Raw genomic sequence first — 12745 nt, forward strand, 5'->3', positions numbered from 1 at the left:
GCGGGTAGGTACAGCAAAATTAGTATTCATTCTAATTTGAAGTCGAGAGTTCGGCAGTCTTTCCGAAAAAATCATTCGAGCGAAATCAGAATTAGTTCTAGTTTTGAGCAGAAGTTTGACCAACTGAGGAGCAGTCTCACTCAGCGGGAGCGGTGATCTGGGTCACGAGCGCTGCATGCCACCTTGGGTCGACGCGGCGATCCCACCGCGTACGCGTTTGCGTCACCACCGATCCGCTCAGTTCTCGGCCGCATTCGTCGGCTCCAGGGTCGGATAGTTCTCACCGAAAACGCAGTACGGTCGGCCCCGAATTCACCGGGCCGGACATCAAGGAAGGCACCAGCAGTGTCACTGAATTTGGCAGATCTGTACGAGGGCATTTCGGATCTGATTCCGGACCGCACGGCGCTCGTGTGCGATGGCCGTCGTCGCACCTACGTCGAACTGGACGAGGGATCGAACCGCATTGCCCGCCACTTGGCGAGTGTCGGTGTCGGGCCGGGCGATCACGTCGCTCTGCACATGCGCAACAGCGTCGAGTTCGTCGAGAGTTTGCTCGGCTGCCTCAAGATTCGTGCGGTCCCGATCAACGTCAACTATCGCTACGTCGACGCCGAACTGACCTATCTGTACAACGATTCGCAGTCGGTGGCACTGATCGTGGACGAGGAGTTCGTTTCCGTCGTGGAGACGGTTCTCCCGGCCGCGCCCGGCATCAAGCACGTCGTTGTCGTCGGCGAGTCAGCCGTCCGCGATATCGAAGGCGTCGACGTCGTTCGATTTGCCGACGCTGCCGCGGAGCAGCCCGCCACTCGTGACTTCGCGCCCCGCAGCAACGACGACCTCTTTGTCATTTACACCGGCGGCACGACGGGGATGCCCAAGGGTGTCATGTGGCGTCATGAAGACTTCTACTTCGCGGCGCTCACCGGCGGAAATCCGTTCGGTCCGCCGCACACGACCGCACAGGCTCTGTTCGCCGCGGTGCCGAACGTTCCCGCGATGAACATGCTCAGTACCGCACCCCTGATGCACGGTGCGGCGTCGTACTCGCTGTTCACCGGATTCTTCATGGGCGCCAACGCAATTCTCATGGCGCGGTTCGACGCGAAGACGACCCTGCAGCTCGCCGGGAGTGAGAAGGCCGTCTCGATCACCGTCGTCGGAGACGCGATGGCCCGTCCGCTCGCAGACGAATTGGCAGCAAACGCAGCAGATTACGACCTCAGTACGGTCGGCATGGTCTCGTCCGGCGGGGCCTTGTTCTCGCTCTCACTGCGGGAGCAGCTCAAGTCGATACTTCCGAACCTGGTGATCCGCGACGGATTCGGCTCCTCGGAGTCGGGCGTCGACGGCAATCTCGAAATCGGCGAAGACGGCCTGATGCGCATCGCCGCTCGCGACGAGACCCGCGTCGTGGACGAAAGGATGCGGCCGCTGGAGCCGGGATCGCCCGAGACCGGTTACATCGCTCGCAGTGGTCACGTGCCGGTCGGTTACTTCAACGATCCGGTCAAGACCGCGGCTACGTTCCCGGTGATCGACGGGGTGCGGATGTCGGTGCTCGGCGACGTCGGGCGCGTGGAAGTCGACGGCTCGATCGTCCTGCTGGGGCGTGGTTCTCAGTGCATCAACACCGGCGGGGAGAAGGTGTACCCCGAAGAGGTCGAGCAGGCACTCAAGAGTCACCCCGCGGTGCTCGACGCTCTGGTCGCGGGAATTCCGGATGCGAAGTTCGGTGAGCGCGTCGCTGCGGTCATCACGACCCGCGAAGGCTTCGACGTCCCGGACGCTGCCGAGATCGGTGAGCATTGCGCGTCGCAGGTCGCTCGGTACAAAGTGCCGCGCACCGTCATGAACGTTCCGTCGATCAGGCGTTCTCCCAGCGGAAAGGCCGACTATCGCTGGGCCAAGGCCACTCTCGCCGAGCAAGTTTCCTAGTCCGGCCGGAGCCATCCAGCGCGTTTGTGAGGGACGCGTTGGGTGGCTCTGGTGCTCTAGCCTGTCACCGTCAGAACCAGCAGAGCGACGTTGAGTGCAACGATCAAGCCGGCCGCAATCCATGCCGCGACGGTCGTGAACGGGGCATTGCGCGCGTCGCCCATGAGTTCGGGGTCCGAGGTCATTCGCACCAGCGGGATGATCGCGAAGGGGATGCACAGGCTCAAGACCACTTGGCTGAGCACGAGTGCCAGCGTCGGGTCGACGCCGAGTCCGAGCACGATCAGTGCCGGGATGAGAGTGACGATTCGGCGTGTGATCACCGGAATGCGAATGGCCAGAAGACCATGCATGATCTCGGCGCCGGCCGCGCACCCCACGGAGGTCGACGCGAGTCCGGAGGCGAGGAGTCCGATCGCAAACACCACGGCTACACCCGGACCGAGTGAATTCTCGATCGCGGCATGCGCGCCGTCGATGGTGTCGGTGCCGGGTACTCCGCGCAGCGCCGAAGCGGCCAGAAGCAGCATGCCGATGTTCACGCCACCGGCGATGATCAACGCGACGACGACATCCCAACGGGTGACTTTGAGTAGTCGCTGCAACCGTGGCCCGGGTTTGATGTGGCCGTGGCGATCACGTGCCAATGCGGAGTGAAGGTAGATCGCGTGCGGCATGACCGTTGCTCCGAGCATGCTGGCGGCGAGCAGTACGGTCTCGGTTCCTTCGAAGCGGGGGACCAGTCCGGCGACCGCTTCGCTGCCGGAGACGTCGGTGAAGGCGAGCCCGGTCAGGAAGCCGATGGTGATGATGGCCAGCAATCCCATGACCACGAACTCGAAAGTGCGCTGTCCGCGCCGACTTTGGATCGTCAGGATCACCATCGACACGCATCCGGTGATCAACCCGCCGAGGAAGAGCGGGATGTTGAAGAGCAGGTTGAGTGCGATGGCGCCGCCGATGACTTCGGCGACGTCGGTCGCGATCGCCATCATCTCGGCCTGGAGCCAGAAGGCGCGGCGGTTGTTCTTACGCAGGCGCTGACCCAGCATTTCGGGCAAGGATCTGCCGGAGACCAGCCCGAGTTTCGCGGACAGGTACTGCACCAGCACGGCCATTGCATTGGCGAGTACCAGTACCCAGATGAGGAGGTAGCCGTACTTCGCGCCGGCGGTCAGGTTGGCGGCGACGTTACCCGGATCGACGTACGCGATTGCCGCGACGAACGCCGGACCGAGCAGGGCGATGGATCTTCCCGTAGGTCGTCGGCGCGGAGTCGTCGGCTCTTGCGTACTGGTGCTCATCGGTCTCCTGGTCACACGTACTCGGACCTGTTGGTTCGAATAAGTGAACTATAGAGTTCGGGGAGCCGAACTTTCAACAGCTGTGCGCGGTCAGCGACCGCAGAGGGTCCCTAACCGCGCACAGGGGGTTAGGCAGTCACCCCGGCAGCCAGGAGAGCGCGGGCCTCGGGTCGGCCGTCGAGGAGGGCGTTGGTACGCAGTTCGACCTTCCACTCGCCGTCGGTCTTGATCAGTTCCCAGCGGTTCGCGGTGATGCGGAGGACCTTGAACCCCGTCGGGTTCTCGGGGTCCTTGATGACCAACTGCGAATGGCAGGTCGCGACGGCCTTGTTGCCGTCGATGCGGATGTGCGCGGGCGTCATCATGTGAGCGGCGCCGTTCATGATCCAGTTCTGGTGAGAGGCGCTGTGAACCATCGCGCGCAGTTCGCCGCGGCCGTGCATCGCGCCGGTGTCGACGTCGTAGACACCGTCCTCGAGCCACAGGTTCGCGACCTCGTCGGCTGATCCGCTGTCGACGGCAGGGCTGTACGTGGTCAGCAGTTCGGTGATCGCGAGCTTGTCCTCGAGCAATTCCACTCGGGCGAGCAGAGATTCGATCAGGGCGGTCGAGTCGGTCATCGGTACGTCCTTTGCATTGGATTGTCGGCAAATCAGGAAGTGGTGAAAGAGAAGCCCTCGGCGAGGGCGATTCGGTGAAGTTCTTCGAGTTGTTCGCAGTAGTGCTCGACGCTTCGAGCGCCGACCGAGCAACTGGCGATGGTCGCCCCGGCGTCACGGACGCGTGTCAAGGCGCGAAGGGCGGATTCGCGATTGCCGAGGGGATCGAGCGGAGCACCGGCGGGAAGCACTACGTCGAATCCGTCGGGGAGTGTCGTGGCGTCGAGCATTTCCTTCAGTTCGGAGAATCGCAGCCCGAACGGCACCCACCCGTCGCCGTGTGTGGTGGCCCGGCGCAACGATCTCTTTGTCCGGCCGCCGATCCAGAGGGGCACACGTTTCTGGACGGCATGGGGTTCGACGACAAATCCGGAGTAGTCGTAGAACTCGCCGTGATACTCCGGAGTCGGAGTCGACAGTGATGCTCGAAGTGCTGCCAGAGCGTCGTCGGCACGTGCTCCTCGGTCGACGAACGGAGCATTTATGAGATCGAATTCTTGTTTCAGAGTCCCCACTCCGAGACCGAGTATCAGGCGTCCGTTGCTGACGCGATCAAGCGTTCCGTAGCGCTTGGCGATCTCGAGGGGGTGGTGATAACCCAGTACCAGCACCTGCGTCGCCAGGAGGATCCGCGACGTGCGTGCGGCCAGGTAGCCCAGCGTGGCGAGCGGATCCCAATAGGTTCCGCCGCGTTCGGTGGCAATTTCCTCGGGAACCGCCACGTGTTCACTGCAGGTCAGATGATGGAAACCGAGTCGATCCGCCGTGGCAGCCACTGTGGCGATCTCGCCGATGTCAGCACTTGCCTCCCAATCCGAACGCGTGCTCGGGTGCTGAATCAGGACCGGCGTGACGATTCCCAGGTGCATCGGGCGTTTATAGCGCTCCCACCGACGCGGCGGCGGGTGAATTACCGCTGATCGGGATCGAAACGACCGATTCACTTTCCAGAAACTGTGACCTGGGTTATAGTCGGTAGAATCAATTCCAGTTTTCGGGAGGCGTCCATGACCATCGTTGACATGAACGACACACTGTCCACCGTCCAGAACGCCGCCGGGCAACCCAAGAAGGATCTGCCGCCGTCGATGGTCGAGCGGATGACATTGATTCTCGACGCCTTCGACGGCCGCGCCGCGCGGCTGACGCTGGAAGAAGTCGCGTGCCGCACTCAGTTGCCGCGGTCCACCGTCCACCGCATTCTCGATCAGCTCGTCAAGCTGGACTGGGTCGATCACGCATCGTTCGGCTACTGCCTCGGGCGCCGCGCGCTCGGCCTCGGTGGTGGCGACGGCGGCCACAGCCAGATCCGCGAAGCCGCAGCACCGCTTCTGCACGAACTGCACCTGCAGACCGGCATGGTCGTTCACCTGTCGGTGCTCGACGGACGCGAGAGCGTCTACCTCGACAAGGTCGGCGGACGATTCGCCGCGGCGCTGCCGTCCCGCGTCGGCGGCAGAGTGCTCGCTCATTCGACGGCCGGCGGCAAGGCGATGCTGGCATGGATCGACCCCGAGCGCGTCGACGCTCTGTTCGGGTCGGCACTTCCCCGCTGCACCGAGAACACCATCACCGACGTCGCCGTGCTCCATCAGGAACTGAACCGCATCCGTCAGCGTCGGGGACTGGCTTTCGAACGCGGGGAGTCGGCGCGTGGAGTCGCATGTGTGGCTTCGGCAATTCGCGGACACGAGGGTCCCGTCGGCAGCATCGCGTTGTGTGGTGACATGCGGACCGCTCAGCTCGAGCGAGTTGCTCCGCTGGTCGTCGATGCGGCTCGCGAGGTCTCGCGGACGTTGTACCCCGAACTGGGTGCTCCTCGACGCGGCCGCAAGACGCCTCCCGTTCCGACCAATACGTTCTCGGCGGAGACGATGGATCGCCTGCTGGCAGCGTCGTCCGACCACTGGATCTGACGTATTTTGATCGACTTGTCTCGCTGATCGGGACGAGTCATAGCAGCTCAGCGGTACTGATGGCACCGTTCGGACCATGACGACTGAACTGAGCTACGAGGGAACCCTGAAGGAACTGCAGACCGATCTCGGTGTGCTCCGGTACCACGAAGCCGGCGACGGCCCGCCGCTCCTGCTGCTGCACGGTTCGGGCCCCGGTGTCACGGGTTGGCGTAATTACCGCGGCGTTCTCGCGGACTTCGCGGAGCACTTCCACTGCTACGTTCTCGAGTTCCCCGGATTCGGCGTCAGCGATCCCGGCCCCGACCACCCGATGATGATGGCGCAGGCATCGGTGGGGATGTTCCTCGACGGCCTTGGCCTCGGACCTGTCCACATGATCGGCAACTCCATGGGCGGCATCGTCGCCACCAAGGTTGCGATCGACGAACCGCACCGGGTGAGCAAGCTCGTCACCATCGGCGGCATGGGCAAGAACACCTTCTCTCCCGGCCCCGGTGAAGGCATCAAACTTCTCATGGAGTTCACCGACAACCCCACCCGCGAAGCTCTGGTCCGGTGGCTGCACTCGATGGTCTTCGACCGCGCGGTCGTCACCGAGCAGCTCATCGAAGAGCGCTGGGCCCTGGCCACAGAGCCGACGACGCTCGAGATCGCCCGCCGCATGTACAGCAGCAAGGCCATGGCTGCCATGGGCGCGGCTGCCGCTGCGTCAACCGCCGTGCCGTACTGGGCGCAGCTGAACAAGATCAAGGCGCCGACGCTGTTGACCTGGGGACGCGACGACCGCGTCAGCCCCGTGGACATGGCGATACTGCCGATGCGTGATATCCCCAACGGCGAAGTTCACATCTTCCCCAACTGCGGACACTGGACGATGATCGAAGCCCGTGACGCCTGGGTCGCGTCCGTTCTGGCATTCCTGACGCGTCCAGAAGGCAAGTAAAGGGCTTCGCCCCCGTGCGCCTTTTTGGTAGCTCCCACTACCAAAAAGGCGCACAGGGGGTGCTCCCACTCACCGGGAAGCGTTTCTGCACTTCGGCGGGCTACCTGCCACCGTTTCACCAACAGATTTTCATTCTGCCCAGGCACTCGCCGGGTAGCGAAACCAGAAAGCCGGAAAAATCATGGGTCAGGTTCTGGACAACATCTCACAGTTCGCCGACGAGATCCGCGCCGACGGAGTCGAGGGCGACAAGCTGATGCGCTTGACGGACGGCAGCGCGAAGCGCCTGCGCGACTCCGGCGTCATCCGGATGTTCCAGCCGAAGGAGTTCGGAGGCCTCGAGGCACATCCGCGTGAATTCGCCGAGACGGCAATGGCTATCGGTGCGATGGACGGTGCCACGGGCTGGGTCAGCGGCATCGTCGGTGTTCATCCGTGGGAGCTTGCGTTCTTCGACCGCAAGGCTCAGGAAGAGGTGTGGGGAACCGATCCCGATACGTGGATGGCGTCGCCGTATGCGCCGATGGGCGTGGCGAGGCCGGTCGAGGGGGGGTACATCCTCAACGGTCGCTGGTCGTTCTCCTCCGGTACCGATCACTGTGACTGGATCATGATCGGCGCGATGGTCGGTGACGAGTCCGGCAAGCCGCTGATGCCGCCGAAGCACCTGCACGTACTGCTGCCGCGCTCCGATTACGACATCGACCAGGACAGCTGGAATGTCGTGGGCCTGCGCGGAACCGGGTCGAAGGACCTGATCGTCAAGGACGCGTTCCTGCCCACCTACCGCACGATCGACGCCGGAAAGGTGTACGACGGGACGGCGTGGAAGGAAGCGGGCCGTACGGAGACGTTGTACAAGTTCCCGTTCTCCTGCATTTTCCCGTTGGGGATCACTTCGTCGTTGATCGGTATCGCGGAGGGTGCGTTGGCGTGCAACATGGCGGCGCAGCGTGAGCGTGTGACGGTCAGTGGCGTTCCGATCAAGGAAGATCCGTACGTGCTGTTCGCGATCGGTGAGGCGGCGGCCGAGATCGCTGCTTCTCGGGCTGCGATCTTGGAGACGGTGGATCGTTTCTGGGACATGACCGAGAAGGGGCAGGAAGTTTCGTTCGAGCTTCGTGCGATCGGTCGGCGTACGCAGACTGCGGCGGCGTGGCGTGCGGTGCGGGCGGTGGACGAGATCTTTGCTCGTTCCGGTGGTGGCGCGTTGCAGTTGAACACGCCGATGCAGCGGTTCTGGCGCGATGCTCATGCCGGTCTCGCGCACGCGATCCATGTACCCGGTTCCATTTTCCACGCGTCGACGCTCTCGCAGCTCGGTGGCGAACCGCAGGGCATCCACCGCTCGATGATCTAGTCCCACAATCACTCTCGAAGCAAGGACGGTTAGGCATGACTGAAATTCGGGGCCTGGGGTATCTCAGGATCCAAACGCAGGACGTGGCTCGCTGGCGCGAGCTCGTGGTCGACGGACTCGGCCTCGCGGTCGGTAGTGGCCCGGAAGCCGACGGCCTCTACTTGCGCCTCGACGAGCGTCGTGCGCGACTGATCGTCCTGCCCGGTGAGACGGACAAGGCTCTCGCAGTGGGTTGGGAAGTGCGAGATCAGTTCGCGCTCCAGCGTGTTCGTGAAGAGGTCGAGAAGGCCGGAGTCGAGGTCGAGGTTCTTTCCGAGGTCGACGCCAGCTACCGCGATGCCGAGCAGGTCATCGCATTCGACGATCCCAACGGCAACCGCGTCGAGGTTTTCTTCGGACCGGTACTCGACCACAGCCCGTTGGTCACCCCGCACGGCGGCCGCTTTGTCACCGGTGATCAGGGACTCGGCCATGTGGTGCTTCCAGTTACGCGTTTCGACGAGGCGTACACCTTCTACACCGAGGTGCTCGGATTCCTCCCGCGCGGTTCCATCCGTCTCGGCGGAATCGATGCGCCGCCGCCGGCTCGCCGCGTTCGCTTCATGGGTGTCAACCAGCGCCACCACAGCCTGGCGCTGTGCCCGGCGCCGCCGGTTGACGAACCCGGTCTTGTGCATCTGATGATGGAAGCCGAGACTCTCGACGCCGTCGGTCAGGCTCTCGATCGTGTTGCCAAGCTCGGCTTCTCGATCTCCTCGACGTTGGGTCGCCACACGAACGACAAGATGGTCTCGTTCTACGTGCGCGCACCCGGTGGCTGGGATCTCGAGTTCGGTTGCGAAGGCACGCTTGTCGACGAAACCTTCTACACCGCTGAGGAAATCACGGCGGACAGCTACTGGGGCCATGACTGGTCCGACAGTGAACCGCTGGCCGCGTTCACTCCCAAGAGCTAGTTCTGACGCAACAAAAAAGCTCGGTCCCGACGCCTGTCGGGACCGAGCTTTTTCGTGTGCTCGATCAGGAAGCTGCTGCTGCCAAACCGGTTTCGAGGTCGGCGAGGATGTCGTCGATTCCTTCGATACCGACCGCGAGGCGGACGAGCCCCGGGGTGACGCCGGAAGCGAGTTGCTCCTCGGGGGTGAGCTGCGAGTGCGTCGTCGACGCGGGGTGGATGACGAGTGAGCGAACGTCACCGATGTTGGCGACGTGGCTGTGCAGCGTCAGTGCGTTGACGAACTTCTTGCCTGCGTCGACTCCACCGGCGAGCTCGAACGCGACGATGGCGCCGGTTCCCTTGGGAGCCAGCTGCTTTCCACGCTCGTGCCAGGGTGAGGATTCCAGTCCGGCGTACGCGACCGACGTGACTTCGGCGCGGCCCTCGAGGAATTTCGCGACCTTCTGGGCGTTGGACACGTGGCGCTCGATGCGCAGGCTCAGTGTCTCGATGCCCTGCGAGATGAGGAAGGCGTTGAACGGTGCGATGGCCGAGCCGAGGTCGCGCAGAAGCTGAACGCGTGCCTTGAGGGCGTAGGCGGGTGCACCGAGATCGGCGAAGGTGACGCCGTGGTAGCTGGGGTCGGGGGTCGTGAAGTTGGTGTGGCGTCCCTGGGTCCAGTCGAACGTGCCGCCGTCGACGATGACGCCGGCGATCGCGGTGCCGTGTCCACCAAGGTATTTGGTGGCGGAGTGGACGACGATGTCGGCGCCGTGCTTCAGCGGCTGAATGAGGTACGGAGTTGCAACCGTGTTGTCCACGATCAGCGGGATACCGTGCTCATGAGCGACTGCGCTGATGCCGGGGATGTCGAACACGTCGTTCTTGGGGTTGGAGATGGTTTCGCCGTAGAACGCCTTGGTGTTCGGACGGATCGCCTCACGCCAGTGATCGAGGTTGTCCGGGTCCTCGACGAAGTCGACGGTGATGCCGAGCTTGGGCAGCGTGTAGTGGAAGAGGTTGTACGTGCCGCCGTACAGGCGAGGGCTGGAGACGATGTGGTCCCCGGCCTCGGCGAGGTTGAGGATCGCGAAGGACTCGGCGGCCTGACCGGACGCAACCAGCAGAGCCGCGACTCCGCCTTCGAGAGCGGCGATGCGCTGCTCGACGGCGTCCTGCGTCGGGTTCATGATGCGGGTGTAGATGTTGCCCGGCTCGGCGAGGCCGAAGAGCGCCGCCGCATGGTCGGTGTTGTCGAAGACGTAGCTGGTGGTCTGGTAGATCGGAAGCGCTCGAGCGTTGGTAGCGCTGTCCGGGCCCTGTCCGGCGTGGACCTGCTTGGTTTCGAACGACCAATCGGCGGTCGGATCGGTGTCGACGGGGGTGTTCTCGCTCATGAATTCATACTCCGTGGTGAAGGTGGGTTGGTGCGGGTCAGGCGGTTTCGACGACTGTATGCACTGAGACGGGATTTCGGGTGAGATCGAGTACGGGGCAGTGGGCGTCGACCGTCTCCTGCAACTCGAGGTATCGCTCGCGAGTTTCCGGACCGGTCAGGGTCACCACGACGCGAACCTCGGAGAATCCCGGGCGGACGGCATCGTCGAATCCGAAGAATCCACGAACGTCGAGGTCGCCTTCTGCCCTGGCCGAGATGTCGTCGAGCGCGATACCGAGCTTGTCCGCCCACACACGGTAGGTGACCACCTGGCAGGAGAGCAGGGATGCGAGATAGTACTCGACGGGATTGGCTGCGGTGTTCTCGCCGCCGAGGGCCGGCGGCTCGTCGACCTCGACGGTGTACTTACCGAGAGAAATGGTGCTGGCAACGGCGTCGTGCGCCTGAGCGGATGCCTTGAAGACGACGTGCGCTTTGCTTGCGTCCTTGTCGATGGCGTCGGCATTGGCTGCTACGGCGGAACTCAGGTGCGAGATCGAAGCGGTGGTCATGACAGAAATGTCCCCTGATCTGGGTGTACATACGAGTATCGACGTGAGCGGCGCTCACGTCGTAGGTCCGATCAGTAGATCGGACACCCGGATGTACAGACGTGCGCAAAATCGACATGGCGTCGCCGCGTCAGCAGCGTGCCCGTCTCGTATGCGCCAATTCCCGTCACGGAAGAGACTGTAACCGGTTCACACCCTTTCCGACCAGCCCTATAGGAAATCCGTCTCGGATCGTGGTCGCTCATGTGGGCGGCAGTCCGCTCCACTGCGGCGTCCGACGGCTCGCAAAAGCGTCGAGTCCTTCGGCGATGTCCGGCGATCGGAGCACCGCGTCCTTGGCGTCGTCGGTGATGGTCCATCCGGCAGTATCGGCCTCGGCGTAGAGAGCGTCGATTGCCTTCAGGCTCAGGCTTACCGAGGTCGGAGAGGACTCGCAGATCTCGGCCGCCATCACCAGAGCCTCGTCGAGCGCCTTACCCGGGGCAGTCACTGCATTGACGACGCCGAGATCTTTGGCCCGATCGGGATCGAGAGTGCGCCCGGTGATCAGGAGTTCGCGAGCGACATTGATCGGAAGGGCACGTGGCGCCCGAAAGAGCGCACCGGACGTCGCAACCAGACCGCGTTTGGTTTCGGGCAGACCGAATTGGGCTGTGGCGGAAGCGACGATCAGATCGCAGGCCAATGCGATTTCGAAGCCGCCGCCCAGCGCGTATCCCTCCACTGCGGCGATCAGAGGCTTGTTTCGCTGACGCCGAATGACGCCGTACTCACCGCCGCGAGGCATGCGAAGGTCGGCTCGCTCTCGGATATCGGTTCCGGCGCAAAAGATGTTGGGGGTTCCGGTGATGATGCCGACCCACAGAGAAGGGTCGTCGTCGAGAAGGTTCAGTGCGGCTTCGATTCCCTCGGCAGTTTCACGATTGATCGCATTACGACGTTCTTCGCGTTCGATCCTGACGATGAGAACGCGGTCGTGGCGTTCTGTGGAAACAGTCGACATAATTGGACTGTAGTCCATCTATCGAAGGGGTGGTGCGTCAACTGGCGAGACCGACATTGGACACATTCCGGACTGTGGCGAAGACTGTGTTCTGAGGCGGAGAAAGGCAGGTCGACGTGATTTCCAAACGAGAACAGAACAAGCGCGACACCAACGACAGGTTGCTCTCGGCTGCTCGAATTCTGTTCTCGGCGCAGGGTTTCGCCAGCACGACCGTCGACGACATCGCCGAGCGAGCCGAGGTGTCGCGAGCCACCTTCTTCAATTACTTCCAGGGCAAGGACTCGGTTCTCGAGGCGCTGCACAGTGATCATCTCGATCAGCTTGCGGCACTGGTGGATCAGCTCATGGAATCGCCGATGCCGACCTCTGATCGGATCTCCCGGATTTTTCAGGACTTTGCGCAACAAGCGATCATGCATCCGCGCTATCTGCGCATGGTGACTGCAGAACTCGAGCGCGACTTCGCCTCCTCCGGAGCGGGGGCGGCACACGATCATCGGTTCCATGTGGAACTTCTGCGGATCGTCACTGCCGGTATCGAAGCCGGCGAAGTGAGATCGGACTACCCGCCGCTGTTTCTCGCGCAGATGATCGGCGGTACGTACGGAGCGTTGGTCCGCTTCTGGCGGCAAGACGCCGATTACGACGTGGTCGGCGAATTCGATCGCGGTGCCAGGTACGTCGCGGAAGGCATCGCTGCTCGCTGAGCCGACTCAGGACGTGGTG

General features: G+C 63.1%; 12 protein-coding genes. 6 read left to right on the forward strand and 6 right to left on the reverse strand.

Translation table 11 applies throughout. The annotated features are described in order from the left end of the window. Positions 1-345: 345 nt before the first annotated feature. The gene (locus tag AC3WQS_RS01115) at positions 346-1941 is read left to right on the forward strand and encodes an acyl-CoA synthetase (RefSeq protein ID WP_195790780.1); all 1596 of its coding nucleotides are present in this window, start codon (positions 346-348) and stop codon (positions 1939-1941) included. A gap of 56 nt (positions 1942-1997) precedes the next feature. On the opposite strand, the gene AC3WQS_RS01120 is transcribed toward AC3WQS_RS01115, so the two are convergent. From AC3WQS_RS01120 to AC3WQS_RS01130, 3 genes are all read right to left on the reverse strand, one after another. Then, positions 1998-3245 (reverse strand): Nramp family divalent metal transporter, encoded by a 1248-nt coding sequence (locus AC3WQS_RS01120; protein WP_021345600.1) that lies wholly within the window; start codon positions 3243-3245, stop codon positions 1998-2000. Between the two features lie 128 nt (positions 3246-3373). Continuing rightward, positions 3374-3865 carry a nuclear transport factor 2 family protein gene (locus AC3WQS_RS01125; protein WP_003939809.1) on the reverse strand — a complete coding sequence of 164 codons (492 nt, stop codon included), beginning with the start codon at positions 3863-3865 and terminating at the stop codon, positions 3374-3376. Positions 3866-3897: 32 nt separating this feature from the next. Further along, positions 3898-4773, reverse strand: coding sequence for a TIGR03619 family F420-dependent LLM class oxidoreductase (locus AC3WQS_RS01130; RefSeq protein ID WP_492712781.1), 876 nt, complete (start codon positions 4771-4773; stop codon positions 3898-3900). 138 nt (positions 4774-4911) lie between these two features. Between AC3WQS_RS01130 and AC3WQS_RS01135 the strand changes: the two genes are divergently transcribed. The 4 genes from AC3WQS_RS01135 to bphC all read left to right on the forward strand — a co-directional run bounded on the left by AC3WQS_RS01135 (position 4912) and on the right by bphC (position 9082). Continuing rightward, a complete protein-coding gene (locus AC3WQS_RS01135) occupies positions 4912-5820 on the forward strand; it encodes an IclR family transcriptional regulator (RefSeq protein ID WP_020970849.1) in 909 nt (302 codons plus the stop codon). A gap of 76 nt (positions 5821-5896) precedes the next feature. Next, a complete protein-coding gene (locus tag AC3WQS_RS01140; RefSeq protein WP_019745379.1) occupies positions 5897-6766 on the forward strand; it encodes an alpha/beta fold hydrolase in 870 nt (289 codons plus the stop codon). A gap of 181 nt (positions 6767-6947) precedes the next feature. Next, positions 6948-8126, forward strand: coding sequence for an acyl-CoA dehydrogenase family protein (locus AC3WQS_RS01145; RefSeq protein ID WP_003940250.1), 1179 nt, complete (start codon positions 6948-6950; stop codon positions 8124-8126). A 35-nt stretch (positions 8127-8161) separates the two neighbouring features. Further along, complete coding sequence (gene bphC / locus AC3WQS_RS01150; protein WP_020909199.1) at positions 8162-9082, forward strand: biphenyl-2,3-diol 1,2-dioxygenase; 921 nt, start codon at positions 8162-8164, stop codon at positions 9080-9082. Positions 9083-9146: 64 nt separating this feature from the next. Here bphC and AC3WQS_RS01155 read toward each other — a convergent pair whose 3' ends face one another. From AC3WQS_RS01155 to AC3WQS_RS01165, 3 genes are all read right to left on the reverse strand, one after another. Continuing rightward, the gene (locus AC3WQS_RS01155) at positions 9147-10460 is read right to left on the reverse strand and encodes a bifunctional o-acetylhomoserine/o-acetylserine sulfhydrylase (RefSeq protein ID WP_019745377.1); all 1314 of its coding nucleotides are present in this window, start codon (positions 10458-10460) and stop codon (positions 9147-9149) included. A gap of 37 nt (positions 10461-10497) precedes the next feature. Beyond that, on the reverse strand, positions 10498-11013 hold the full coding sequence (locus AC3WQS_RS01160; protein WP_492713032.1) for an OsmC family protein: 516 nt from the start codon (positions 11011-11013) through the stop codon (positions 10498-10500). A gap of 241 nt (positions 11014-11254) precedes the next feature. After that, positions 11255-12016, reverse strand: coding sequence for an enoyl-CoA hydratase-related protein (locus AC3WQS_RS01165; protein ID WP_029537047.1), 762 nt, complete (start codon positions 12014-12016; stop codon positions 11255-11257). A 116-nt stretch (positions 12017-12132) separates the two neighbouring features. Between AC3WQS_RS01165 and AC3WQS_RS01170 the strand changes: the two genes are divergently transcribed. Continuing rightward, complete coding sequence (locus tag AC3WQS_RS01170) at positions 12133-12726, forward strand: TetR/AcrR family transcriptional regulator (RefSeq protein WP_003940428.1); 594 nt, start codon at positions 12133-12135, stop codon at positions 12724-12726. The last annotated feature ends 19 nt before the right edge of the window (positions 12727-12745 follow it).

The sequence above is a fragment of the Rhodococcus sp. FW305-130 genome, assembly GCF_058788335.1.

What these genes read in the sequence shown, in the direction of transcription:
- AC3WQS_RS01120 (WP_021345600.1), bottom strand. Translation starts at nt 3,245, where the DNA reads ATGAGCACCAGTACGCAAGAGCCGACGACTCCGCGCCGACGACCTACG.
- AC3WQS_RS01125 (WP_003939809.1), bottom strand. Translation starts at nt 3,865, where the DNA reads ATGACCGACTCGACCGCCCTGATCGAATCTCTGCTCGCCCGAGTGGAA.
- AC3WQS_RS01130 (WP_492712781.1), bottom strand. Translation starts at nt 4,773, where the DNA reads ATGCACCTGGGAATCGTCACGCCGGTCCTGATTCAGCACCCGAGCACG.
- AC3WQS_RS01135 (WP_020970849.1), top strand. Translation starts at nt 4,912, where the DNA reads ATGACCATCGTTGACATGAACGACACACTGTCCACCGTCCAGAACGCC.
- AC3WQS_RS01140 (WP_019745379.1), top strand. Translation starts at nt 5,897, where the DNA reads ATGACGACTGAACTGAGCTACGAGGGAACCCTGAAGGAACTGCAGACC.
- AC3WQS_RS01145 (WP_003940250.1), top strand. Translation starts at nt 6,948, where the DNA reads ATGGGTCAGGTTCTGGACAACATCTCACAGTTCGCCGACGAGATCCGC.
- bphC (WP_020909199.1), top strand. Translation starts at nt 8,162, where the DNA reads ATGACTGAAATTCGGGGCCTGGGGTATCTCAGGATCCAAACGCAGGAC.
- AC3WQS_RS01155 (WP_019745377.1), bottom strand. Translation starts at nt 10,460, where the DNA reads ATGAGCGAGAACACCCCCGTCGACACCGATCCGACCGCCGATTGGTCG.
- AC3WQS_RS01160 (WP_492713032.1), bottom strand. Translation starts at nt 11,013, where the DNA reads ATGACCACCGCTTCGATCTCGCACCTGAGTTCCGCCGTAGCAGCCAAT.
- AC3WQS_RS01165 (WP_029537047.1), bottom strand. Translation starts at nt 12,016, where the DNA reads ATGTCGACTGTTTCCACAGAACGCCACGACCGCGTTCTCATCGTCAGG.